Source organism: Mangrovicella endophytica (genome assembly GCF_002893625.1).
GTDB classification, from domain to species: domain Bacteria; phylum Pseudomonadota; class Alphaproteobacteria; order Rhizobiales; family Rhizobiaceae; genus Mangrovicella; species Mangrovicella endophytica.
Map to the genome: position 1 here is coordinate 128,637 of NZ_PKMZ01000007.1, position 23,366 is coordinate 152,002.

Genomic DNA, 23,366 nt, shown 5'->3' on the forward strand with positions numbered 1-23,366 from the left:
TCAGTCGCGCCGTTCGCGGCGCAGGCGTGCCTTGCGCACGGAAGCAGGAATTGAGAGGGGGAACAGAAGATCGATGAAGCGCTCGGCTGTCGGCTGGGGCTCGTGGTTCGCAAGGCCTGGCCGCTCGTTCGCCTCGATGAAGACGTAGCTGTCCTCAGTCGGACTCTCGACCATGAAGTCGATGCCGCAGACGGGAATGTCGATCGCCCGCGCTGCCGCGATGCCGGCCTCCACCAGCCGCGGATGCACAATGTCGGTAACGTCGTGGATGGTGCCGCCGGTGTGGAGATTGGCCGTCCGTCGCACCGTGATGCGGGTGCCCTCCGGTAGAATGTCGTCCATCCCGAACCCGGCCGCCTTCACCGTCCGAGTCGTTTCCGCATCGAGTGGTACGGAGCTCTCCCCGCCCGTCGCGCTGCGGCGCCGGCGGGACAGGCGGTTGATCAGCGTACGCACGCTGTCCCGCCCGTTGCCGGTGATCTCCGGCGGCTTGCGGATCGCCGCAGCCACGAGGCGGAAGTCGATCACCACGAGGCGGAGATCGTGCCCTTGGAAGCAGCTTTCCACGAGGACACGCTCGCATTCGCGCCGCGCGGTCTCGATGGCGCCCTGCGCATCCTCGAGCGTCTCGATGCCGACGGCGATGCCGCGCCCCTGCTCGCCCCGGGCCGGCTTCACCACCACCGATCCGTGCCGTTCGAGGAAGGCGGGGAGGGCGGTGCCGTCGCCCGCCTCGATCTGATCGGGCACGGCGACGCCAGCCTCCTTCACCAGCCGGCGCGTCATCGCCTTGTCGTCGCAGATCGACATGGCGACAGCGGAGGTGAGCTCCGACAGGCTTTCGCGGCAGCGGATGCTGCGTCCGCCATAGCTCAGGCGGAAGAAGCCGCCCGCCGCATCGATCATCTCGGCATGGATGCCGCGCCGGCGTGCCTCGTCCACGATGATGCGCGCATAGGGGTTGAGGGCCTTATCGCTTGCCGTGGTTCCCGTGAACAGCCTCTCGTTGATCGGGTTGCGGCGCTTGACGGTGAAGAAGGGGATCCGCCGGAAGCCCAGCCGCTCGTAAAGGCCGATCGCGAGCGCATTGTCATGCATGACCGACAGGTCGAGCGTGCGCCGGCCGCGGGCCCGGAACTCCTCCGCGAGGTGGCGCAGCAGCGCCTCGCCGATGCCGGGATGGACGGCCTGCATGTCGATGGCGAGGCACCACAGCGAGGCCCCCTCGTCGGGATCACCGAAAGCCTCCACGTGATCGACGCCGGTGACGGTGCCGAGAATGGCGCCGCTGTGCTCGTCCTCGGCGACGAGGAAGCGCAGCGCGCCGCCGTTGCGATGCCGCCACAGAAATTCGGGAGCGACTTCCACCATGTTGCGCATCTGGTAGATGCGGTTCATCGCCGAAGTATCGCTCTCGCGCTCAAGCCCCCGCACTCGGAAGCCCTGGAGCTCGCGCTCGGCTGGGGCGAGGTCGGCAAGGTCCAGCCGATAGGTGTGCGACGGATCGAGGAACAGATCGAGCGGCGCCTGCGCCAGGAGGACGTGCGGTTCGGAGACATAGAAGGCGATGTCGCGTCGGTCCGGGCCCTCCTCGCCGAGCGAGCGGGCCAGGCGTGCCGGATCGGAGAAGGTCTGCGCGAAGGACAGGCGTCCCCAGCCGCAGTCGACGGAGGCATCGGCAGATACGGGTGACCCGCTCAGCTTCCTTGGCGGCATCGGTTTGCTTGCAGCAGTGGTCATCTCAGAGCTCCTGTCCCTGCAGCCAGAGCTCCAGAAGCGCCACCTGCCAAAGCTCGGAGCCCTGAAGCGGGGTGATATGGCTCGCCGGATCGGCGAACAGGCGGTCGACATAGGCCGGATCGAACAGGCCACGCTCGCGCGCCCGCCGTGACCCCATGGCGTCGCGCACCATGTCGAGCGTCGGACCGGCGAGATACTTCAGCTGCGGGACCGGGAAGTACCCCTTCTTGCGGTCGATCACTTCCGAGGGAATGATCCGCCGGGCGACAGACTTGAGCACGCCCTTGCCGCCGTCCTTCAGCTTCTCGGCCGAGGGTACCCGGGCGGCGAGTTCGGCCAACTCGTGGTCGAGGAAGGGCACGCGCGCTTCAAGTCCCCACGCCATCGTCATGTTGTCGACCCGCTTCACCGGATCGTCCACCAGCATCACCTGGCTGTCGATGCGCAGCGCCTTGGCGACCGGATCCTCAGCCCCGGGAAGGGCGAAATGCCGACGGACGAAATCGAGGCTCGCGTCCTCGCCGCCTCGCCAGTCAGGCCCGAGCTGGCTCTGCAGCGTCTGGTGCGAGCGGTCGAAGAAGGCCCTGGAATAGGCCTCGACGGGATTGGCAGCGTCCTGCATCGGCGGATACCAGTGGTAACCCGCGAAGATCTCGTCCGCGCCTTGCCCCGACTGCACGACCTTGATGTGCTTAGAGACCTCCCGCGACAGGAGGTAGAAGCCGATATTGTCATAGGAGACCATCGGCTCCGACATCGCGCGGATCGCGTCCGGCAGATGCTCCAGCAGTTCAGAGCCCGGCACGAAGATGCGGTGGTGCCTGGTGCCGTAATGCTTCGCGATCAGGTCGGAATATTCGAACTCGTTGCCGACCTCCCCATTGGCGTCCTCGAAGCCGATCGAGAACGTTGACAGGCCGGTCTGCCCGGCTTCGGCGAGCAGCCCGACGATCAGGGACGAATCGACGCCGCCGGAGAGGAGGACGCCCACGGGCACGTCCGACACCATGCGCCTCTCGACGGCGCGGCGAAGCCGCTCCAGCACGGCATCCTCCCAGTCGCGCGCAGTCATCGCCGCATCGCCCGGCTGAGGTCCGAAGGCCGGCGCCCAATAGGTCTCATCGTCGAAGGAGCCGTCCGGCTGCACCAGCCGCGTCGTGGCCGGCGGCAGCTTACGCACCCCCGTCAGGATCGTGAGGGGTGCCGGAACCACGGCGTGGAACGTCATGTAATGGTGCAGCGCCACGCGATCGATCGACGTGTCGATGCCGCCGGCGGCGATGATCGAGGGCAGGGAGGAGGCGACCAGAAGCCGCTCGGCTGTATGAGAGAGATACAGCGGTTTGATGCCGAACCGGTCTCGCGCCAGGAGAACGCGTCCGCTGTCGCGCTCGTGGATGGCGAAGGCGAACATGCCATGGAAACGCTTTACGCAGTCGCGGCCCCAGGCGTGGTAAGCCTTGAGGATCACCTCCGTGTCGCCATGCGAGAAGAAGCGATAGCCGAGCCCTTCCAACTCGCGGCGCAGCTCCGGATAGTTGTAGATGCAGCCGTTGAAGGCGAGCGTCAGCCCGAGGTCGGGATCCTCCATCGGCTGGGCGGAGTTCTCGGTCAGGTCGATGATCTTCAGGCGGCGATGTCCGAAGCCGACGCGTCCGCGCAGGACGATGCCCGTGCCGTCCGGCCCGCGCCGTGCCAGACAGTTGCCCATCGCGCCGATCGTCTCGGGGGAGGCGAAGCCGCCGTCGAAGCGGATCTCACCGCAAATGCCACACATGAATGCCCTTCCAGCCTGCTTACAGAGGTTTTTGTCTCTGCCGTGCAGTTAGGGCAGCAGGCCAGCGACCCAACCCGTGGAGGTGAGTTCGGTATCGAACCCAGCCGTTGCCGCCCCGTGTCTCGGACTCTGGCTCAGTGGCTTCCGACGAGCTGCAGCGGGAAGGAGGTGATCCAGGGCACGTATGTCACCAGCATCAGACACAGGATGATCACAGCCACGAGCGGAAGCAGGTGCTTGATCATCCGCTCGAGGCCGATATCGGCAACCGCACATGCCGCGAAGAGGTTCACGCCGAAGGGCGGCGTGATCATCCCGAGCGCGAGATTGGTGATCATGATCAGGCCGAAGTGGATCGGGTTGATCCCGAACTGCATCGCCACCGGGGCGAGGATCGGAGCCAGAACGACGATCGAGGCGGATGTCTCGACGAACATGCCGACCAGAAACAGGAAACCGTTCACGGCGAGGAGGAAGGTGAAGGGGCTGTCGAAGGTCTGGACGATCCAGTCGCCGATCGCCGCCGGCACGCCGGCCCGGGTGAGCACGAACGAGAAGAGTCCCGCCATCGATATGATGAACATGATGATCGCTGACGACAGGGTGGAGCGGCGGACCTCCCGCAGGAGATCGGCCAGCGACATCTCCCGGTAGATGAACACGCTGACGAAGACGGCGTAGACGACGGCGACGACAGAGGCTTCCGTCGGCGTGAAGATGCCGCCGTAGATGCCCCCGAGGATGATCACGGGCATGAGGAGCGCCAGGGCGGCTCGCCGCAGGCTGCGCAGCCTCGGCTTGCGCGGCAGGTCGTCGGACACGACATGACCGGTGACGCGGCACCACACCGCCACGTAGATGGCGAGTGCGATGGCGATCAGCAGCCCGGGCCCGAAGCCCGCGATGAAGAGATCGCCCACCGGGGCCGAGGCGGCGACACCGAAGAGGATCATCGGGATCGATGGCGGGATCAGCACGCCGAGTTCGGCCGAGGTGGCCTGGAGCGACGCAGCGAATCCAACGGGATAGTTCTGCCTGACCATTGCGGGGATCAGGATCGCGCCGATCGCGAAAGTGGTGGCCACGCTCGAACCGGACACGGCCGCGAAGATCATGCAGACCAGAATGCACGACATCGGCAGGCCGCCGCGCGTGTCGCGCAGGAGACTGTCGACGAGATCTACCAGACGCGAGGAGATCCCGCCGGCCGCCATGATGTTGCCGGCCAGGATGAAGAACGGAATGGCCGCCAGCGGAAACTTGTCGAGCGCGATGAATGCCTGCTGCGGAACGATGATGAGCGGCAGCTTGCCGAAGCCGACAGCGCCGATCAGCCCGGCAAGTCCGATGGCGACAGCCACCGGAATTGCCAGCAGCATGAACGCCACCATCGCAATGATCATCGTTGCAAGCATGGACGAAGACTTCAGCTGATCGTGTCGGGAACGACGGCCGGCTCTTTGCCGGGGTCAAAGAAGCGCGCCACCAGCGCGATCATCGACAGGAGCGCTCCGGTCGGCAGGGCGGCGTAAGCGTAGGCGGCAGAGACGTTCAGGCCCGCGATGGTCTGGAACCGGACCTTCCAGCACAGGATCGCACCGAACCAGAGAAGCACCGCCAGGAGCGCGAAGATCGCGACAGTGCCAACGAGGCGCAGGAGCTGTCGAGCCCTGCCCCTGCTCATCTGGTAGAGCACGTCCACCGAAATCAGCGTCCCGGTCCGCATCGCGCCGCAGAGCGCCAGATAGGTCATCCAGATCAGCAGCCCCTGCACGAGCGGTTCTGACCAGGAGGCCGGTTGAAACAGCACGAAACGCGCGACCACCTGATAGAGGCCGACGCTCACCGCAGCGAAGAGGGCGAGGCTGCCGAGTGCGACAGCCCCTCTGGTGATGGCGCTCTCGACGGCAAGCGCCGCCGCGCCGAGGCGCGCGAGCGGCCTCGTCACTTTGTGTCTCGGATGGCCGCGATCCGCTCTGCGCCGAATTCGCTGGAGAACTCTGCGAAGAGACTATCAAGGCGGCTGCGGAAGCTCTCCTTGTCCACGTCCTTGATCACCGTCATCCCCTGTTTGCGCAGCGCTTCCAGGCCGTCCTCGATAGCGGCTTCGACCTCCTTGCGATTGCGCACCATCGCGTTCTCGGCAGCGGTGCGGAAGATCGCCTTATCCTCATCGGACAAGGCACCCCAGGCGGAGGGCGAGATGAGCACGACGAGTGGCGTGAACGCGTGATCCGTCATGCTGATGTACTTCTGCACCTCGCCGAACCTGTTGTTGACGATGGCGCCGACGGGGTTCTCTTGCCCGTCCACGACGCCCTGCTGCAGGGCCGTGTAGACTTCCGGGATCGCCATCGGCGTCGGCAGCACGCCGAGTGCCTTCCAAACCTTTATGTGCATGTCGTTCTGCTGCGTGCGGATCTTCAGGCCCTCGACATCAGCGGCGCTGCGCACCTCGCGGACGCCGTTGGTGAGCTCACGGAAGCCCATGCCGCCGAAGGCAAGCCCGACCAGCTCGTAGTTCGGCAGGTTGACGAGGATCTCGTTGCCGATGGGCCCGTTCAGCACGGCTTGCGCATGATCGAAGTCGCGGAACAGGAAGGGGATGTCGAAGATTTTCAGCTCCGGGTCGAAATTCGCAACCACGGAGGTCGATGAGACGGTCATGTCTACGGTGCCGAGCTGCAGCCCTTCAATGACTTCCCGGTCACCGCCGAGAGCGCCACCACCCTGGAGCCTGATTGCGAAGCGGCCTTGAGACTTCTCGCTGATCTCGGCGGCGAACTGCTCCATCGCGATGGCTTCCGGAGCCTTGGGCCCTCCGACGAAGCCGAGGTTCAGCGTCGTCTCCTGCGCGTTGGCGGCGCCGGCTGCGGCGGTGAATGCCAGTGCAGCCAGAAGTACCCTCAAATTCTTCACGTCGATCCTCCCGATCTTTTCTGTGGTCCTAGGCTTATTCGACGACCCAGTGATCCGTTACGTACTGAGCAAGGCGATCGATCTCGATCTCCATCCCAAGACCCGGCCCATCCGGAACCGCGATCGTGCCATCGCTGGATGGCTTGGGATCCAGGAGCACAGACCGCAAGGGGTTGTAGCTTGCGTCGAATTCCAGAAGCGGCAGCGGCCGTCCGCCATCCGGATGCGCGATTGTCGCGCAGAACTGGAGCGCCGCCAGAACATTGATGGCCGAGCCCCAGACATGCGGGATCACGGGAACGCCGAATGCGGAGGCCAGCCCTGAAATACGGAGCGCTTCGGTGAAACCGCCGCACAACGCCAAGTCTGGCTGGAGGATGTCCAGCGTGCGTTGTGCGACCGGATCACGGAACGCCTCGACGCCGCAGAAGGATTCGCCTCCCGCGAGGGGCACCGGCATTCGCTCCGCCAGAGCCCGGTATGCCGGCAGATCGTCGTGCCGGAGCGGCTCCTCGATCCAGCGCAGGTCCATGTCGGCAACCCGGTGTGCCAATGTCAGCGCGTCGTGGAAGGTCGATCCCTCATTAAGATCGATCATCAACTGCCGGTCGGGTCCGAGTATCTCGCGTGCCTGGCGAATGGCCGCCTCTCCGGCGCGCATCTCGGAGGCGACGCGGATCTTCACGGCGGAGAAGCCAGCCTTGGCATAGCCCTCGACAGCCGTGCGGAAGCCCTCGTAGCGGTCCGCACCGGCAGGCAGCAGAGGCCCGCTGGCATAGATCGTCACGCTGTCCCGCAGGGCGCCACCGAGTAGAGCATGGATCGGGCGCTGCAGCGCACGGCCGAGCGCGTCCCAAGCGGCCAAGTCGATGGCGCTGATCGCCATGTGCGCCTGACCGCGTCGATCTGGGATTACCCGCCGCAGCATCTCAGCGTGCAGCTTGCGAGGGTTGGTGACGGACGCGCCGAGCACCGCGGGCGCGAGCATTTTCCGGATGAAGGCTCCGGATGCGTCCGGAAACGCCCAGCTTTCTCCCCAGCCGCTGAGTCCGCCGGCCGTCGTCAAGCGCAGGAGCAGCGAACTGCGGCGCGTGAAAGTACGCAATGCATTGCCCGCCGCGTGGGGCATGTCGCAGGCGACCGTGAAGCCCTCGATCTTCACGATCCGCTCGGCGGTTCCTTCCACTGCAACGATCCCCTTCTGTCTGCTGCGGCGAGCATAAGCCATTGCAGAAAGGCGTTCTAATTGGAAAGAGTGTATCTCTCGCTTTGGAAATCTCAATGAGTCGGATCACGATCGCCCAGCTTGAGGCCTTCTACTGGATCGCCGAACTCGGCTCCGTGGAACGAGCCGCCAACCGGCTGTCGCTGGCGCAGCCGACGGTCTCGCTCCGCTTGAAGGCGCTTGAAGCGCAACTTGGCACCGAATTGTTCGATCGTGGCCGGCGAGCTTTGGAGCTGACGCATGACGGCCGGGACCTGACGGCCGAGGTCAGAAGTGTCCTGCAGGGCATCGAGCGCATTGCCTTGCGGGCTCGCGTCAGAGAGATCGCGGGTCCCATCAGGATCGGCTTCGCGGAAGGGTTCGCGGTGATCTGCCTGGCGGAAATCCTGGACCGGATTCACGAGGCCTATCCCAAGCTTCAGCCCGAGCTTCTCGTCGCCACCTCGGCGGAGGTCGAGGAGCAACTCCACAAGCACCGGCTGGACCTTGCCGTCCTCGTCAGTCCGACCCCCGCGCCGGAGTTCGAGCTGCTGCCGCTCGGAATGCAGAAGGCGGGGTGGATCGCTTCGACACGATGGGGGCTGCCGCGGAAGGTGAGACCGGAGGACCTCGTGTCACTTCCCATCATCGCCAACCCGCCCGGCAGCATCAACTATCGCCAGACCATCACCTGGTTCGGCAGTTGCGGCCTGACGCCAAAGCGTCTCGACATCTGCAACAGCGTCGCCGTGCTGGCGCACGTCGTCCGTTCCGGAGCGGCAATCGGTATCCTGCCTGCCAAGATGGTAGCAGATGATGCGGCGCAGGGACGGGTGCAACGGTTGGAGTCTGTGCCCGCCGTGCCGGACACGCCGATCTGCGCGAAGCTTCCACGAGGTCCGGCCAGTCCGGCAACGGAGGCCGTCCTGGCCTCCATCAGAGCCACTGTGGAGGGCATGGAGTATCTCGGGCCGATGCCGGAGGCCACAGGTGCTTCATGAGCCGGTCAACCGGGGTGCTTAGACGCCAGAAGGCCTCGGAGGCCACATCTCTCGTGAGCGGCACAGGGCCACCCCGCCGCCGCCACGTGCATCTGCGAAGGCGCCTGGATCGGCTTCACTGCCTCAGTGGCCATGTCAGACAGATCTTCCGGCGTTGCGGCTAGCAGCGCAGTGCGCAGTCCTTTGATCAGCCTTCGACATCACTAGGGACGGCACCACCCGATGTGGATGGCGTCACCGGGTTGAGCGCCGAGCTCGCGGCAGGAAACGCCTTCGCCGCATAATGTCCAGCCTTCGCCCGTGGCGCCCGACGCGCCGAGCACCAGGTCGGTGATCGGCGGAACCTGAGGGCGGTAGACATAGGCGCCGTCGCGGAGCACGGCATCCGGCGGCGGATCCATTCCGGCCCCGGATCCTTCGATCCTGGCTTCGATCACGCGCAGACCATCTGGCGACGCCGTCCAAGTCTCCTGCCAGTGGGTTTTCTCGACCGAGTGTGTCCAGGAGAGCGTGAAGGCCGAAACGGCCATCACCGCCGTCTTGCCGGCGGCGGTAATGCAGATCATGCCGGACCATGGCGACGCGCAGATGGGGCGCTGACTGTTGCCGGCTCGTCGTGCACGGTTCGAGCGGGTGAGCCCGCCAGTGCCGCGGCCTGACCGGCGCTCTGCCTGCGCACGCGTACCACGTGCCATGCGATCACCACCACCGAGAGAATGAAGCCGATCTCGTCCGTCAGCGGCACGGCGGCGATCAGCGTGAAGGCCGCTGCGGCAGCCAGGATCCGTTCCCACCATCGCAGCGGCGCGAGCAGATAACCGATGGCCGCGGCGCCCCACAGGCCGATGGCGAGGACGGCCTTGATCACGATGTAGGCCACGGCCGGCCAGTACCCTATCGACGTCGCCAGCGGCCCACCATCCTGCAGCATCAGTGCCGGCGTATAGACGGCCATGAACGGTATGACGAAACCCGCTGTTGCGACCTTGATCGCCTCGAAGGAGATCCGCAGGCCCGATGTCTTCGCGATCGGAGCGGCCGCGAAGCAGGCGAGAGCGACCGGCGGCGTCAGATCGGCGAGGATGCCGAAGTAGAAGACGAACATATGGGAGACGATCAGCGGCACGCCGAGCGCCAGGAGAGCGCCGCCCGCGATCGACGAGGTTATGATGTAGTTGGGGATCGTCGGAATCCCCATGCCGAGGACGATGCAGGTGATCATCGTCAAGACGAGCGATAGAAGCAACGACGACTGCCCGACGGAAACGATGTAGTCACCGAACGTGTTGGCGACGCCGGTCAGCGTCATCGTTCCCACGATGATACCAACGATCGCGCAGGCGATCCCGACGGGCAGGGCCGTCTTGGCGCCCTCGGCCAGCGAGTCCCGGGTCAGAAGCAGCGTTTCCCGTCCGCCCTTGAAGATCGCGCAGGCGAGGATAAGGACAGCGAGGGCGATGCCGACGGGTAGAATGCCGTACTCGAAGAAACTCGCCGCGATCAGCCCCAGGGTGATCCAGAAGACGGTGCGCAAGGCAGTTGCGGAGAGGCGCGCCGCGATCGGCGCACCGAGGATGAGAAGAGCCGTCAGCGCTAGGCCGATCGTCCCCGCGTAGAGCGGCGTATAACCTGAGAAGAGCAGCCAGACGAGCACGGCAAGCGGCAGCAGCAGGTACCAGCCCTTGCGCAGAGCTGCACGCGGCGAGGGCAGTTCGGACCGCTGGAGCCCGAGGAGGTTGCGCTTCCCGGCTTCCAGATGCACCATCCAGAAGACCGAGCCGAAATAGAGTACGGCCGGTATCAGCGCGGCCTGGACAATGGCGGCATAGGGCACGTTCAGCGTCTCAGCCATGATGAAGGCAACGGCGCCCATCACAGGCGGCATCAGCTGCCCGCCCATCGACGCGGTCGCCTCGACGCCGCCAGCGAAGGCGGGCCGATAGCCGAAGCGCTTCATCAGCGGAATGGTGAACTGACCCGTCGTCACGACATTGGCGACGCCGGAGCCGGAGATCGTCCCCATCAGCGCTGACGAAATCACCGCCACCTTGGCGGCACCGCCTTTGGAGTGGCCAACGAGCCCGAGGGATACGTCGGTGAACAGGCTGATCATGCCCGCCCGCTCGAGAAACGACCCGAACAGGATGAAGAGGAAGATGTAGGACGAGGACACGTAGATGGGGATGCCGTAGATTCCCTCCGTGCCAAAGGCCATGTGATCGATCACCTGGCTGACAGGGTAGTAGCGCGTGACGAAGGGTGCGGGCAGCCAGTTGCCGAAGAAGCAATAGGCCAGGAACGTGCCCGCGATGATCGGCAGCGACGGGCCCATAATGCGCCATGTTGCGACGAAAATGATCAACAGGGCGAGGATCCCGACGGCGGTGTCCTGGACGATCGGCATGCCGGCGCGGAAGATCAGGGCCTTGTACTCCCACCATTGGTAGAGAGCGACGGCCATCCCGGCGACTCCGAGCATCCAGAAGAGGGCTCGGCTCGGCCGCCCTTCGCCCTTGAGAACCGATAGCAGCGGCAGCCCGAGCAGGCAGAGAAAGCCGACATGGACGGCCCGCACCACCTGGGATGGAAGGTCCCAGAGATGGGCGGAGGTGGCGAGTTGGAAGAGCGAGAAGGCGACGGCGATCCAAAACAGGAGGCGGCCTTCGATGCCGCCCGGAAAGCTGGCCGACAGCGGGTCGTGCACCTCGTTGGGGGCGCCGTGTCCTTCCGGATCGCGCGAGGCCGGCGTGTGGTCCGTCATCCCGTCGACACTCCAAGCTGCCGAAACGTGTATGAGGCTCGCCCGGGCCGCAGCATCGTCTGCCGTGACCCGAGACAATGGCGAGAGCGGATGGCGGACAGTCCGCCTCCGACCCGCTGAGGATCGGCACTATGGCCAGTGCCGACTATCCGCGTGAGGCTTATCTCGACTAGAGGAGGCCGGCTTCGCGATAGTAGCGTTCGGCGCCGGGATGGAGCGGAACGGGAAGGTTCTTGGCAGCCGTTTTCGGATCGATGGCATTGGCAGCGTTGTGCGCGGCCTTCAGCACGTCGACATGCTCGAAGAGCTGCTTCGTCATCTGATAGGCGAGGTCGTCGGAAACGGCGCTCGACGTCACCAGGATGTTGGTGATGGCGAGGGTCGGCACCGGCGCGTCCTGCCCTTCATAAGTCTTGGCCGGGATTTCGACGGCGGTGAAAGGCGCGCCGAGCTTCTCGGCGACCGTTGCCGGCACAGCCACGACGTTGATCGGCAGGGACGAGGCCAAGTCGCGGATCGATGCGACGCCCAGCCCTGCCGACTGCAGCGTTGCGTCGAGCTGCCGGTTCTTGATCAGCTCGACCGACTCGGCGAAGGGCAAGTATTCCGTTTTGCCTAGATCGTCATAGCTCATGCCTGATGCTTCGAAGATGGCGCGGGCGTTGAGTTCCGTGCCAGAGGCGGGCGCACCCACGGAGAGCCCCTTGCCCTTCAGGTCGGCGAGCGACGCGATCCCCGACTCCTTCGAGGCGACGATCTGAACGTAGTTCGGATAGATCGCGGCGATGGCGCGTAGCGTATCGACCTTCTGCGGGAAACCGGCATCCGTATCGCCTTCCACGGCAGCCTTGACGGAGTCGCCCAGCGCGAAGCCGATCTCGCCGCGACCCTGTGCGATCAGGTTGATGTTCTCGACGGATGCCTTGGTCGCCTGGACCTGCGTCTTCACGTTCGGGATGTTGTCGCCGTAGACCTTCGCCAGCGCCGCTCCGAGCGGATAATAGACGCCGGAGGTTCCGCCGGTCAGGACGTTGATGAAGTCCTGCGCATTGGCACTTCCTGCAATGGCTCCGACGCCGAGCGACGTGCAGACAAGGAGACGAGCCCCGGCAATCATTGATCGAAGATGCATGTTGTTCCTCCCATTTTTGCTCACTATTGCCCATGGGTTCGGGCTGGACCATCCCTGATCTCAATTTTGTTCTGCATGAGCTTCGCACGTGGCGCTTCACGGACGCTCGTCCTCGGCCACGCAAGACCCAGATGCTTCAGTTGCACGACGGCTCCCAATCGGTGCCTGTAACTGGCTTTCCAATCAGCCGAACGGGCTGGCCAGTCCGGCCGGCATTACGACGGTCTGAGCCCGGACGCTCTCTTGTGTCTGGTCGGCGTTCTCGACGACGTCGGAGCCCGCTCATTGTCTCGTGCGCCTCGCAAGCGGCGCCTCATCATAGCTATCGTCAGCCGCAGGCCGAGTGCCGTATCTCGAGTCTTGGTCGCATGTGCCGGCTATTTCTAGTCGCTCATCATCGCGTCCTTCAAACCTTGCGATCGTCGGGCCACCCCTGCTTGTCGCGCTGGTGGGCCGAGGGCAACGAGCTGTGTACAGACCGGTTCTAAGAGAATAGGCAGGCGTTCAACGATCCCCGAAGACCACGCTGAGGCTGCCATCGCTTTCGAGAATCATCGTGGCGACGTTCTCTATCCCTTGGCCTCCGCTGGCGCGAACGGCACTCAGCGCTTCGTCCTCGGTGATGCGCTCGGCCTGCATCGCCGCGCGGCAGAACTCCCCATTGCGGACCAGCAGGGACGGCTCGGAGCGGATAGCCTTTGCGAAGGCGGTCGAGCGCACCGAGGTGAAGGCGACGAGGAACTGCATTCCGATCAGCAGAGCCAGCGCGGCCGCCCCTTCGGCGAGTGCCACCGACTCCTGCAGGAGAACGGCCGACAAGGTCGATCCGAGTGCCACAGTCACCACGAGGTCGAAGGCGTTCAGCTTTGCGAGCGTCCGCTTTCCTGAGATCCGCAAGAAAAGGATCAAGGCGCTGTAGGCCAGGATGCCGACGAAGATCGTGCGAACGATCCCCTGCCAATCCTGGAACAGCATGCTTTGCCAGTCCATTGCTCCTCCTTCCATGGTGCGTCATGCGCGGTTCTGCCATATCAGGTGTGGATCAAGCCAGGCGACGCGTACCGCCCGATCCGGCCTCTGCTTCCTGAAGGTGAGAGCAACTAGGTCACCATCCAGCCGTGTCCGGCCAAGAGGCTCAAGATATTGATCTCCATCCTCGACATTGCCGCGATCCTGCTCTGCCTGTCAGCGCTGTTCGGCTGGCTCAATCACCGCTTCGTGGGGCTGCCGCACGCAACAGGTCTCCTGGTGATCGGTCTGCTGGCCTCGCTCGTGCTCGTTGGAGTGGAGGCGCTCTTTCCTGAGGAACTCCTCTATGAAGAGCTGGCGAGAGTGCTGCACCAGATCGATTTTACGCGCGTCGTCATGGAGGGAATGCTCGCCTTCCTGCTCTTTGCCGGTGCGATCAACCTCAATGTCCGTCTCCTGCGGCACCGGGCGTGGCAGGTTGCCTTTCTCGCGCTCATCGGCACAGCCATCTCCACGATTGTCATCGGAGTCGGCTTCTGGGCCGCCGCCGCTTGGCTCGGTTTCCCGATCGGCCTCGTCTGGGCACTCGTCTTCGGTGCTCTGATCAGTCCGACAGATCCGGTGGCAGTTCTCAACGTCCTGAAGAACGTCGACGTCCCCGACGAGGTGCAGATCGAGATGCAGGGCGAGGCGCTGTTCAACGATGGCGTCGGCGTGGTGCTGTTCACGCTGCTGCTGGGCTTTGCGACAGGTATGGGTGACGAGACATTCACGGCAGCGACCGCGCTCGAGCATCTGCTGGTCGAGGCCGGCGGCGGCATCGCGTTCGGCCTTGTCGCCGGCTACGTCGCCTACCGCGCCATGCGAGCGATCGACGACTTTGCGGTCGAGGTGCTGATCACTCTGGCGCTGGTCGCGGGCGTCTATGCCGCGGCGAGCAAGCTAGGTCTCAGCGGTCCTTTGTCTGTGGTCGCAGCCGGCATCGTTGTCGGAGACCTCGCGCCCCGCAACGCGATGAGCGAGCGCACACAGACCTATGTCTCCTCGCTCTGGACGCTGATCGATGAGATCCTGAACTCGCTCCTGTTCCTGCTGATCGGCCTGGAAGTGATCATCCTGCGTTTCCAGCCGGCGGTCCTGACGCTGGCCCTCGCGGCTATTCCGATCGCTCTGGTGGCGCGGCTTGTGGCGGTCTCGACGCCGGTTCTCCTGTTCCGCTGGACGCAGTCGCTGTCCAGCCGGAACATTCCGTTCCTGACCTGGGCCGGGGTGCGTGGCGGCATCTCGGTGGCGCTAGCCCTCTCGCTGCCGGACGATCCCGCGAAATCGGTGATCCTGGCTGCGAGCTACGCGATCGTCCTGTTCACCATCGTGGTGCAGGGGCTGACACTCGGAGTACTGGCGCGCCGCCTCTGGCCGGCGGATCGCGGCGCCTAGAGCATCGGACTTCAATCCGCCGCACGCTGTCCAACTGCAGATGCCAGCCGGCGCAGCCGCTCCTTATCCGCCTCGATCACCAGTGCCGCTTCGGCACGCTGCAGGGCCTCTCGGGCGTGGCGTATGGCGCTATCGGCGTAGCCTTCCCGTCCGAGCCGGGACAGCGTGCAAAACGCCTTCTGGAGCCGCACGCCAACCTCGACCGTCGAGGCCCCATCACGCGCGATCGGGGTGAAGAGATCATCGAAGAGATCGGCGACTTCGACGGGCGGAACGAAAACGTTCGGGTACTCGACGTCGCTGGTCGCCTCCGCCGGCTCACCCCAGATCGACAAGACCCGAACGGCCCTGCCGATGACGTCGATCGCCGTGCCAGGATCGTTGATGCCCGGCGACAGGGCGCGGCTTGCGATTTCTGCCAGAACCACCGCGCCGAAGCGGGGGTCCTGATCGAAGGAGCGCGTATCGCCGATCGTGAAGCAGCCGCGGATCATCTGGTCCTGGTCGTCGAGGGTTACGCCGTCGGCATATGCAATGGGCTCGGTCGGAGCGACGAAGTTGCCGGGAAGGTCGACGACATAGATCCGGCCGCTGCCATCCTCCGTGATCGCGTTGAGGGCGCCTGTATCGAGATGTTGAATATAACCGATGTTGGCCGGGAAGATCGGTCGCGCCGTCGCCGGGATCGCACGTGTGTCGTGAAGGGGCCGCCCGCCGAGAAACGGGTCCTTGCGGCGGATTCTCATCGCATCCGTGGCTGCGACTTCGACGCGGTGGGTCGTCTCCGTCACGCGTCCGAGCCGCGACAGGTGATCGATCCAACGCAGCAGTGTCACCACGATCGCGACGATCACGATTACAGTGACGGCGAACAGAACAACGCGGCCGCGATCACCGTAGAGACCCGTCGACAGGGCAATGATCCCGACGAGGCTGAACAGAAAGGAGCCGACAAAGGTCGAGAGGACGTTCTGAGTAGTCGCATCCTCCATGATGAGTTTCGTTGCCCGCGGCGTGACGTTGCTCGTCGCGGCCGAATAGGCCGAGACCATTGTGGAAAGCGAGAAGGTCGTCACCGCCAGCATCGACGATGCGATGATGCCGAGGATGTTGTCGACGGCATCCGAGCCGATCTTCGTCGGCAGGTCGTGCGGGATGTAAGGGCTGACAACGATCGCAACCAAGGCCGTGACGACCGCTGCCACCGAGAAGAGGCTGGCCCGTACCCAGATCCGGCGGGAGAGTTGGCGAAGGAGCCACGCCCAATGTGACATCATGAGGGATTATGTTTCCGCGAGAATGGGGGGATGGGCCGTCAATTGATCTTGATGGATGAACCGGGCTTCAGCGTTCGAGACCGTCTTTCCTGCCCACCGCCGTGCAGGGAAGAGGAATATGCTTCGCACATGCCGAGCTTCCAGAAATTCTGCCAAGTTGGTCTCGACGCGCGCGGCTTCCGACAGTTCGGCGATGGCCTCGTGCTTCCTTAACTGAGGAGGCCGGCGGAGCGATTGCCGGCCACCGATCCTTGACCTTCCAGCGCGGGAGGCTCCAGCTCTTCGTGGGCAACCTTGCTGCGATGGACCCGATGACATACAAGCACTTCGCCGCCATGATCGCGACGTCGACGATCGTGATGTTCGGCCTGATGTACCTGAACACCTTCGCCTTCGACCACGTCTTCTTCAGTCAGACGCGCGCCTGGATGGCGCTCCTCATGGGAGCGGCCATGGCCTTCATCATGATCGGCTTCATGTGGGGGAGGTACCCGAAGAAGGGAGCGAACCTGGCCATCCTCGCCGTCAGCGTCGTCGTCTTCGCCGGCGCGCTGTGGCTGGTGCGCAGCCAGGAGACGGTGTCGGACGTCTCCTACATGAAGGCGATGATCCCCCACCATTCGATCGCGATCATGACGAGCGAGCGCGCTCACATCCGCGATCCGCGTGTCCGCGACCTCGCCGACGGCATCATCGACGCTCAGGTCCGCGAGATCGGCGAGATGAAAAGCCTCATCGCCGATCTGGAGGCCAGCCCTCCCGCGGCCAACGCACCGGACATCGCTCCAAGCATGTCCGAGGATGCCGCCGCCGGCCGCAACTGACACGGCCAAGATAGCACGCCCTTGCTGCCCGTCCTTCGGAGGATGATGACGAGGGCCGTCACCCGCGGGCTGAGCGGTGCTGGAATAACAGACGGCGCCCCTCTAGCCATGCCTGGCCTTTGATCGCTCACCAGATGGCTTCCAGATCGTGCAGACGGCTTGGAGGGGCGCAATCCGGCTTCTAATCCGCTATGATGTGCTAGCTTCTGCCAGCGCTTGGCGACGTGCGGTCCAAGATCAGAGGCCGACGACCGCAGCACGACGGGGGAAAATGCACGCTTCGCACTTGGCACTGGGCTACTTCCATCCGAGCGGGCTTGCAGCGCATATGCTGCAGCACATCATCATGATGAACGTGGTGGCGCCGCTCCTGGCTCTCGGCGTGCGACGCTGGCTTCCCTCCACGACATGGCGCATCTGGCCGGCCGCCACGGCTGCACAGCTCCTTCTCCTTTGGGGTTGGCACGCGCCCGCCGTCTTCGAGAGCGCCATGGGAAGTCCGGCCCTGTGGCTTCTCATGCACGGGACCTTGCTGGTTGCGGCGCTGTGCTTCTGGTCCGCGATCATTTCGGCCTCCGGGACACGCAGCTGGAGAGCGATCTTCGCACTGCTGATCACGGGCAAGCTGTTTTGCCTCCTAGGCGCGTTGCTCACCTTTGCGCCGCGCACCATACTGGCTGCCGGCCCCGAAGGAGCGCCAATCGACGCAGCGGCGGCGCTTGCAGACCAGCAGCTGGCAGGTCTGATCATGATTGTCGCCTGTCCTCTGAGCTATGTTCTGGCCGGCATCATTGTCTCAGCGCGCTGGTTTCTGGCGTTGGAAGGCGAGGCACCGGATGCGAATCCGCGATATTCTTAAGGTCGATTTCGATCAACTCGGAAACGAGATCGTCGTCGTTATCCTTGTGCTGATCGGCGGGATAACGATCTTCGTCTGGGCAGGTTATTACAATGTAGCGGCCAGCGAGAAGCATCTCGGCATCACGAACTGGATTCTTGCGACGGTGCGTGACCAGTCGATTGCCGCCCGCAGTTCGGAGATCGAGGTCCCCGATCTGAAGGATCGCGACCGCATCCGTCTCGGTGCCCAGCATTACGTCGCCGGATGTGCCTTCTGCCACGGCATTCCGGGTGAGCCGATCAGCCCGATTGCACAGCGCATGCTGCCGGCCCCGCCGGACCTGGCCAATCCGGTCAACGAATACGATGCCGCAGATCATTTCATCATCATCCGCAGCGGGCTGAAGTACACCGGCATGCCGGCATGGCCGGGCGTCGGGCGTGACGACGAGGTCTGGAGCGTGGTGGCCTTCGTCGAGTGGCTGCAGGACACCGGCGGAGCGGATCGCCGCGACGTCATCGATGACGCGGGACCCGAACAGCGGACCGGCGGCGGCTACACCAACCCTGAGGCTGGCGAGGCTTACGCCCTCAGCAACTGCGTGCGATGCCATGGTGACGCCGATACCGCGCCGGTCAGCCGACTCGTGCCGGCCCTGTCCAGCCAGTCGCCGGACTATCTGAGGCGCTCGCTCCAGGAGTATCGGAATGGCAGGCGCCAGAGCGGCTTCATGCAGCCAGTCTCGGCAAACCTCACCGACGGCGAGATCAATCAGCTCGTGGACTACTACAGCGGCCTCGCTCCGGTTGAGACGACCTCGCCGGAGATGCCCGAGGCGGCCTCCATCGCCCGGGGCCGCGCCATTGCTGCAGCCGGCATTCCCAAGCAGGAAGTGGCGCCGTGCAGCAGCTGCCATGCCGGCGCTGCGTCGCTCCAATACGGCATCATCGACGGTCTGGGACAGCGCTACCTTGCCGGGCAGCTCGATCTCTGGCGCAAAGGACATCGGACCGGCAGCGACTTCGGGATCATCATGGCGCGGTCTGCCGCCAACATGACGGACGAGCAGATCAGGGATGTCAGCGCCTACTATGCCTCGCTCACCCGCGATCTCAGCCGCTTTGCGCGTTCCTCACCGGCGGGGGCGACAGAATGAGGACGACAGCACGTCGCTCGGCCGCTCTTCCCCTGCTCGTGATCGGCGGGTGCTCTGTCGAACAGTCGGCTCTTCATCCGACAGGCGCAGGCGCAGAGCAGATCTACAGCCTGTTCTGGGTCATGACGATCGGGGGTGGACTGATCTTCGCCGCCGTTCTTCTGTGCACTCTCTGGGCGATCTACGGTGGATCGGGCATCCGCCGCACCCTGTCGGCCGAAGGCATGATCTACGGCGCTGGGGTGTTCTTTCCGGCAGCGGTACTATCCGCCTTGCTCGGCTACGGACTGTACCTGATGCAGGAGAGCGCATTCGCCTCGTCGCCGACCGGAGCGCCGCAGATCGCCGTCAGCGGAGAGATGTGGTGGTGGCGCGTGCAGTACCGGGATGCGCAGGGCCGCAGTCTCGAAAGCGCCAATGAGGTTCATGTTCCCGTCGGCGAGACGGTCAATCTCGCCCTGACCACGAAGGACGTCATCCACAGCTTCTGGGCGCCCCAGCTCGCCGGCAAGCTCGACATGATCCCGGGCCGCACCAACATGCTGTCGGTCACCGCCACCAAGCCGGGCATCAGCCGCGGACAGTGCGCCGAATATTGCGGCGGCGCGCATGCCCTGATGTCCTTCGTCGTGGTCGCCCATCCGGCGGACGAGTATGCGCAGTGGCTCGACGGGGAGGCGGCGCCGGCCAAGGCGCCCGATACGGAACGCGAGAAGCTCGGGCAGGACCTATTTCTGCGCAGCGGCTGCGGCGCATGCCATGCAGTTCGTGGAACCGCCGCTGCAGGAACGATCGGCCCCGACCTTACCCATGTCGGCAGCCGCAAGTCCCTTGGGGCCGCAACCCTCAACAACGACGAGGCATCCTTCAAGCGCTGGATCGTGGACAACCAGCACATCAAGCCGGAAAACGGCATGCCGCCCTACCGCATCTTCACCGAGGCCGAGCTCGACGCATTGGCGGCCTATCTCGACGGCCTCGCCTGATCATGATCGATCCCGCCAACGCTGGTCCGTCCGCGACAGTCGCCGCTAGTCTGGCCGCAGCCCCGGTGCTCGTCACCCGTTCCGGCGGCGGCTCGGCTCTCTTCGTCCTTCGCCAGTAGGCTGCAGCCGGAGTTACGCTTGGACACTACGCTTCCCAATCCCGGACCACGCCCCGACGGTGAAGTCGAGGAGCTGATGCGGATCTGGAAGACGCCCACCGGCTGGCGTCTTCCGACTGCGGTGAACAACACGGTCATCGGGCTGCTCTATATCGGCGCGGCGTTCCTGTTCTTCGTGCTTGCCGGCATTCTGGCATTGGTGATGCGCATCCAGCTGGCGGTTGGCGATCAGCGGATCGTGACGCAGGAGCTGTACAACCAGCTCTTCACCACTCACGGCACGACCATGATGTTCCTGTTCGCAGTGCCTGCCGTCGAGGCGCTGGGCGTCATGCTGCTGCCGCAGATGCTGGCGGCGCGCGACCTGCCTTTCCCGCGGCTCAGCGCCTATGCGATCTGGGCCTATGTGATCGGCGGCCTCGTCTTCTTCTCCACGATTTTCTACGATCTCGCCCCGCAGGGCGGCTGGTTCATGTATCCGCCGCTCACCACGACCCAGTATTCGCCTGGCAACAACGCGGATTTCTGGCTGCTGGGGATCGGCTTCATCGAAATTTCGGCCATCGCCGGCGCCATCGAGATCGTGGTCGGAACGCTGCGCACGCGGCCGCCGGGCATGACGCTCGCGAAGATGCCGATCTTCGCCTGGTCGATGCTGATCTTCGCGGGCATGATCATCTTCGCCTTCCCCGCGGTGATCCTGGCAACGATGCTGCTCGAGCTGGAGCGCGCCTTCGGCTGGCCCTTCTTCTCGGCCGAACTTGGCGGCGACGCGTTGCTGTGGCAGCACCTATTCTGGTTCTTCGGCCATCCGGAGGTCTACATCATCTTCCTGCCTGCCGCCGGTCTGGTCTCGATGATGGTTCCGACCTTCGCGCAAACGCCGCTCGTCGGCTATCGCCTGATCGTGGTGGCGCTGATCGCAACGGGCTTCTTCAGCTTCGGGCTGTGGGTGCACCACATGTTCACCACGGGCATTCCGACGCTGAGCCTTGCCTTCTTTTCCGCGGCGAGCATGGCGGTCTCGATCCCGTCCGGCATCCAGGTGTTCTCCTGGATCGCCACCATCGCCGCCGGACGCGAGCGCTTCCGCATGACGGTGCCGTCGCTTTTCATCCTCGGCTTCCTGTTCATCTTCGTGCTGGGCGGTCTGACCGGCGTGATGGTGGCGATGGTGCCCTTCGACTGGCAGGTCCACGACAGCTACTTCATCGTCGCGCATTTCCATTACGTGCTGGTCGGGGGCATGGTGTTCCCGCTGTTTGCGACCTTCTACTACTGGGCACCGATGGTGAGCAGCAGGATGCTGTCGGAACGCCTCGGCCGCTGGACGTTCTGGCTGATGTTCATGGGGTTCAACGTCACCTTCTTCCCCATGCACATCGTCGGACTGCAAGGCATGCCGCGCCGCGTCTGGACCTATCCGAGCATGATGGGCTGGGACCTCCTGAACACGATCTCCACGATTGGCGCCTTCATCATCGCAGCCGGCGTGCTGGTGTTCATCATCGACCTGGCGCGCAACTTCCGCTTCGGCCAAGTCGGACCCGACAATCCGTGGGGCGCCGGCACGCTGGAATGGCTGCCGAACGACGTTTATTCGACCCGCAGCATCCCGCTGGTGCGCAGCCGCGAACCTCTGTGGGACCAGCAAAACCTCGCTGAAGAGGTCAAGAACGGCCACCATTTCCTTCCCGGCGCGCCGACGGGCGGCCGCGAAACCGTGGTGACCACCGCCATCGAGGCCAAGCCGCAATACATCATCCAGATGCCCGGTCCGAGCTGGACGCATCTGTTCGCCGCCGTCTTCACGGCCGCCTTCTTCCTGCTTCTGACGATCAAGGCGGTCACCATCGCCATTACCTGCGGCGTCCTGGCCGTTGCCTCGTGCCTAATCTGGGCATGGCAGCTCGACAGGCCCGGCAAGGGCGAGGTCGATATCGGCGGAGATATCCGCGTCCCCACCTATATCACCGGGCCGCAGTCCCACAGCTGGTGGGCGATGGTGGTTCTGATGCTGGTGATGGGCTCGCTGTTCATCGCCTATGTGTTTTCATATCTTTATCTCTGGACAGTCTCACCGGATGTGTGGGCGCCTGACGGCTCGCCCATGCCGCCGCATGTGGCCTATCCGTTGCTGTCGGCTGGTCTCCTAGTCGGCGGTGTGGCGCTGCTGGCTCTGGCCTATCGTGCGCTTCCGGACCCGGGCAAGCGCAGCTGGGAAGCGTTTCTACTGCTGGTGCTGGCGTCCTGTGCCATGGCCGCGGCGGTCGGGATCGAGGTCTGGGGACACTGGATCACCGGACTTCGCCCGGACGCCAGCAGCTATGCCGCGATGGTCTATATGGCGGCGCTGCTGACTGGGCAGGGCGCGCTGGCGGTGATCGTGCTGTGCCTGTTTGCCGGCGCGCGACTGGCCACCCGGCAGATGGACAGGGTCAGGCGTGTCACCTTCGACAACGCCTTCCTTCTGTACGCCTACACGGCTGGGCAAGGTTTGTTCGGCCTGCTCCTTGTGCACGGCTTCCCGCGCTTGCTCGTCTAGAGCCTTTCAGGGTCAGATGGAAACCGTTCTGTTTCTCCGATGGCGAGGTGATCCGGCAGGAGAGACGTGCCGGTCGATGGGGTTCCATCGGCCAAGCGGCTCGACGAACCGGGCGCCCGCCAGCGGGAAACCCGAAGGGCCGGGTGAATTCGGGCCAACTCCATCGGGCTTCGTCTCGGCCGTAGCGCCGCTACGACCTTCGCCGAACCCCTCGACCTTGATCCCGAATTCCCGCCGGCAGAACGCTTCCATCTGACCCTGAAAGGCTCTAGGAGGTCGCATGTCGCTCTTCGCCCGCCACGACAGCCCGGTCATCGGAGCTTTGTTCTTTTTGCTTTGGGGTCCGATCCTCTGGGCCGGGCACCTCACGATCGCCTACGGGGGCCAGGCGCTGCTTTGCACACTGGCAGCCTCTTCGGCCGACTTCGACGCGGCCACGGCGATCCGGCTCCTGATCGGCGTCACGACGCTGGCATCGGGGCTTGCCAGCGTCTTCGGCGCCGTTGTCCCTCGTCTTCCGTTCCGCCTGCTTCTTCGCCGCAGGCCGGTGGATGCGGACGACGGCACGCTGATCGGCATCATGCGTCTTCTGAGCGCTCTTGCGTCTCTGGGAATCCTGTTCGCCGGCGTCACGACCGCCGTTCTGCCGGTCTGCGCTCAGGGACGCTGAACGCGCTC

19 protein-coding genes are annotated in these 23,366 nt (G+C 64.5%); 8 read left to right on the forward strand and 11 right to left on the reverse strand.

Going from position 1 to position 23,366, the window contains the following annotated elements; genetic code table 11:
- The 6 genes from ngg to C0R46_RS15460 all read right to left on the reverse strand — a co-directional run bounded on the left by ngg (window position 1) and on the right by C0R46_RS15460 (window position 7,622).
- Window positions 1-1,740, reverse strand: a complete 1,740-nt coding sequence (ngg, locus tag C0R46_RS15435; RefSeq protein ID WP_102960553.1) for an N-acetylglutaminylglutamine synthetase — start codon at window positions 1,738-1,740, stop codon at window positions 1-3.
- 1 nt (window position 1,741) lies between these two features.
- Window positions 1,742-3,517 (reverse strand): N-acetylglutaminylglutamine amidotransferase, encoded by a 1,776-nt coding sequence (locus C0R46_RS15440; protein ID WP_102960554.1) that lies wholly within the window; start codon window positions 3,515-3,517, stop codon window positions 1,742-1,744.
- Window positions 3,518-3,651: 134 nt separating this feature from the next.
- Window positions 3,652-4,932 (reverse strand): TRAP transporter large permease, encoded by a 1,281-nt coding sequence (locus tag C0R46_RS15445; RefSeq protein WP_102960555.1) that lies wholly within the window; start codon window positions 4,930-4,932, stop codon window positions 3,652-3,654.
- Between the two features lie 11 nt (window positions 4,933-4,943).
- Window positions 4,944-5,465, reverse strand: coding sequence for a TRAP transporter small permease (locus C0R46_RS15450; protein ID WP_157944662.1), 522 nt, complete (start codon window positions 5,463-5,465; stop codon window positions 4,944-4,946).
- Window positions 5,462-6,436 (reverse strand): DctP family TRAP transporter solute-binding subunit, encoded by a 975-nt coding sequence (locus tag C0R46_RS15455; protein WP_102960557.1) that lies wholly within the window; start codon window positions 6,434-6,436, stop codon window positions 5,462-5,464. Before C0R46_RS15455 ends, C0R46_RS15450 begins: the two co-directional genes overlap by 4 nt.
- 34 nt (window positions 6,437-6,470) lie before the next feature.
- Window positions 6,471-7,622, reverse strand: coding sequence for a mandelate racemase/muconate lactonizing enzyme family protein (locus C0R46_RS15460; RefSeq protein WP_198598361.1), 1,152 nt, complete (start codon window positions 7,620-7,622; stop codon window positions 6,471-6,473).
- A 95-nt stretch (window positions 7,623-7,717) separates the two neighbouring features.
- Between C0R46_RS15460 and C0R46_RS15465 the strand changes: the two genes are divergently transcribed.
- Window positions 7,718-8,641 (forward strand): LysR family transcriptional regulator, encoded by a 924-nt coding sequence (locus tag C0R46_RS15465; RefSeq protein ID WP_102960559.1) that lies wholly within the window; start codon window positions 7,718-7,720, stop codon window positions 8,639-8,641.
- Between the two features lie 203 nt (window positions 8,642-8,844).
- Here C0R46_RS15465 and C0R46_RS15470 read toward each other — a convergent pair whose 3' ends face one another.
- The 4 genes from C0R46_RS15470 to C0R46_RS15485 form a co-directional block, all read right to left on the reverse strand.
- Window positions 8,845-9,171, reverse strand: coding sequence for a DUF1850 domain-containing protein (locus C0R46_RS15470; RefSeq protein ID WP_245413609.1), 327 nt, complete (start codon window positions 9,169-9,171; stop codon window positions 8,845-8,847).
- A 32-nt stretch (window positions 9,172-9,203) separates the two neighbouring features.
- Complete coding sequence (locus C0R46_RS15475) at window positions 9,204-11,402, reverse strand: TRAP transporter permease (RefSeq protein ID WP_102960561.1); 2,199 nt, start codon at window positions 11,400-11,402, stop codon at window positions 9,204-9,206.
- Between the two features lie 169 nt (window positions 11,403-11,571).
- On the reverse strand, window positions 11,572-12,534 hold the full coding sequence (locus tag C0R46_RS15480; protein ID WP_102960562.1) for a TAXI family TRAP transporter solute-binding subunit: 963 nt from the start codon (window positions 12,532-12,534) through the stop codon (window positions 11,572-11,574).
- Between the two features lie 504 nt (window positions 12,535-13,038).
- Window positions 13,039-13,524 carry a DUF421 domain-containing protein gene (locus C0R46_RS15485; RefSeq protein WP_102960563.1) on the reverse strand — a complete coding sequence of 162 codons (486 nt, stop codon included), beginning with the start codon at window positions 13,522-13,524 and terminating at the stop codon, window positions 13,039-13,041.
- A 153-nt stretch (window positions 13,525-13,677) separates the two neighbouring features.
- On the opposite strand from C0R46_RS15485, the gene C0R46_RS15490 reads away from it, so the two are divergent.
- Window positions 13,678-14,940, forward strand: coding sequence for a cation:proton antiporter (locus tag C0R46_RS15490; RefSeq protein ID WP_102960564.1), 1,263 nt, complete (start codon window positions 13,678-13,680; stop codon window positions 14,938-14,940).
- Window positions 14,941-14,951: 11 nt separating this feature from the next.
- On the opposite strand, the gene C0R46_RS15495 is transcribed toward C0R46_RS15490, so the two are convergent.
- Window positions 14,952-16,217 (reverse strand): DUF2254 domain-containing protein, encoded by a 1,266-nt coding sequence (locus C0R46_RS15495; protein WP_198598362.1) that lies wholly within the window; start codon window positions 16,215-16,217, stop codon window positions 14,952-14,954.
- A 311-nt stretch (window positions 16,218-16,528) separates the two neighbouring features.
- On the opposite strand from C0R46_RS15495, the gene C0R46_RS15500 reads away from it, so the two are divergent.
- The 6 genes from C0R46_RS15500 to C0R46_RS15525 all read left to right on the forward strand — a co-directional run bounded on the left by C0R46_RS15500 (window position 16,529) and on the right by C0R46_RS15525 (window position 23,358).
- Complete coding sequence (locus C0R46_RS15500; protein ID WP_102960588.1) at window positions 16,529-17,041, forward strand: DUF305 domain-containing protein; 513 nt, start codon at window positions 16,529-16,531, stop codon at window positions 17,039-17,041.
- Between the two features lie 271 nt (window positions 17,042-17,312).
- Window positions 17,313-17,900 carry a cytochrome c oxidase assembly protein gene (locus C0R46_RS15505; protein ID WP_102960565.1) on the forward strand — a complete coding sequence of 196 codons (588 nt, stop codon included), beginning with the start codon at window positions 17,313-17,315 and terminating at the stop codon, window positions 17,898-17,900.
- The gene (locus C0R46_RS15510) at window positions 17,878-19,038 is read left to right on the forward strand and encodes a c-type cytochrome (RefSeq protein ID WP_198598363.1); all 1,161 of its coding nucleotides are present in this window, start codon (window positions 17,878-17,880) and stop codon (window positions 19,036-19,038) included. Before C0R46_RS15505 ends, C0R46_RS15510 begins: the two co-directional genes overlap by 23 nt.
- A complete protein-coding gene (locus C0R46_RS15515; RefSeq protein ID WP_102960567.1) occupies window positions 19,035-20,024 on the forward strand; it encodes a cytochrome c oxidase subunit II in 990 nt (329 codons plus the stop codon). The genes C0R46_RS15510 and C0R46_RS15515 overlap by 4 nt, the downstream gene beginning before the upstream one ends.
- A gap of 195 nt (window positions 20,025-20,219) precedes the next feature.
- Window positions 20,220-22,688: a cytochrome c oxidase subunit I gene (ctaD, locus tag C0R46_RS15520; RefSeq protein WP_102960568.1), complete on the forward strand. Its 2,469-nt coding sequence runs from the start codon at window positions 20,220-20,222 to the stop codon at window positions 22,686-22,688.
- Between the two features lie 280 nt (window positions 22,689-22,968).
- The gene (locus tag C0R46_RS15525; protein ID WP_102960569.1) at window positions 22,969-23,358 is read left to right on the forward strand and encodes a hypothetical protein; all 390 of its coding nucleotides are present in this window, start codon (window positions 22,969-22,971) and stop codon (window positions 23,356-23,358) included.
- Window positions 23,359-23,366: the final 8 nt, after the last annotated feature.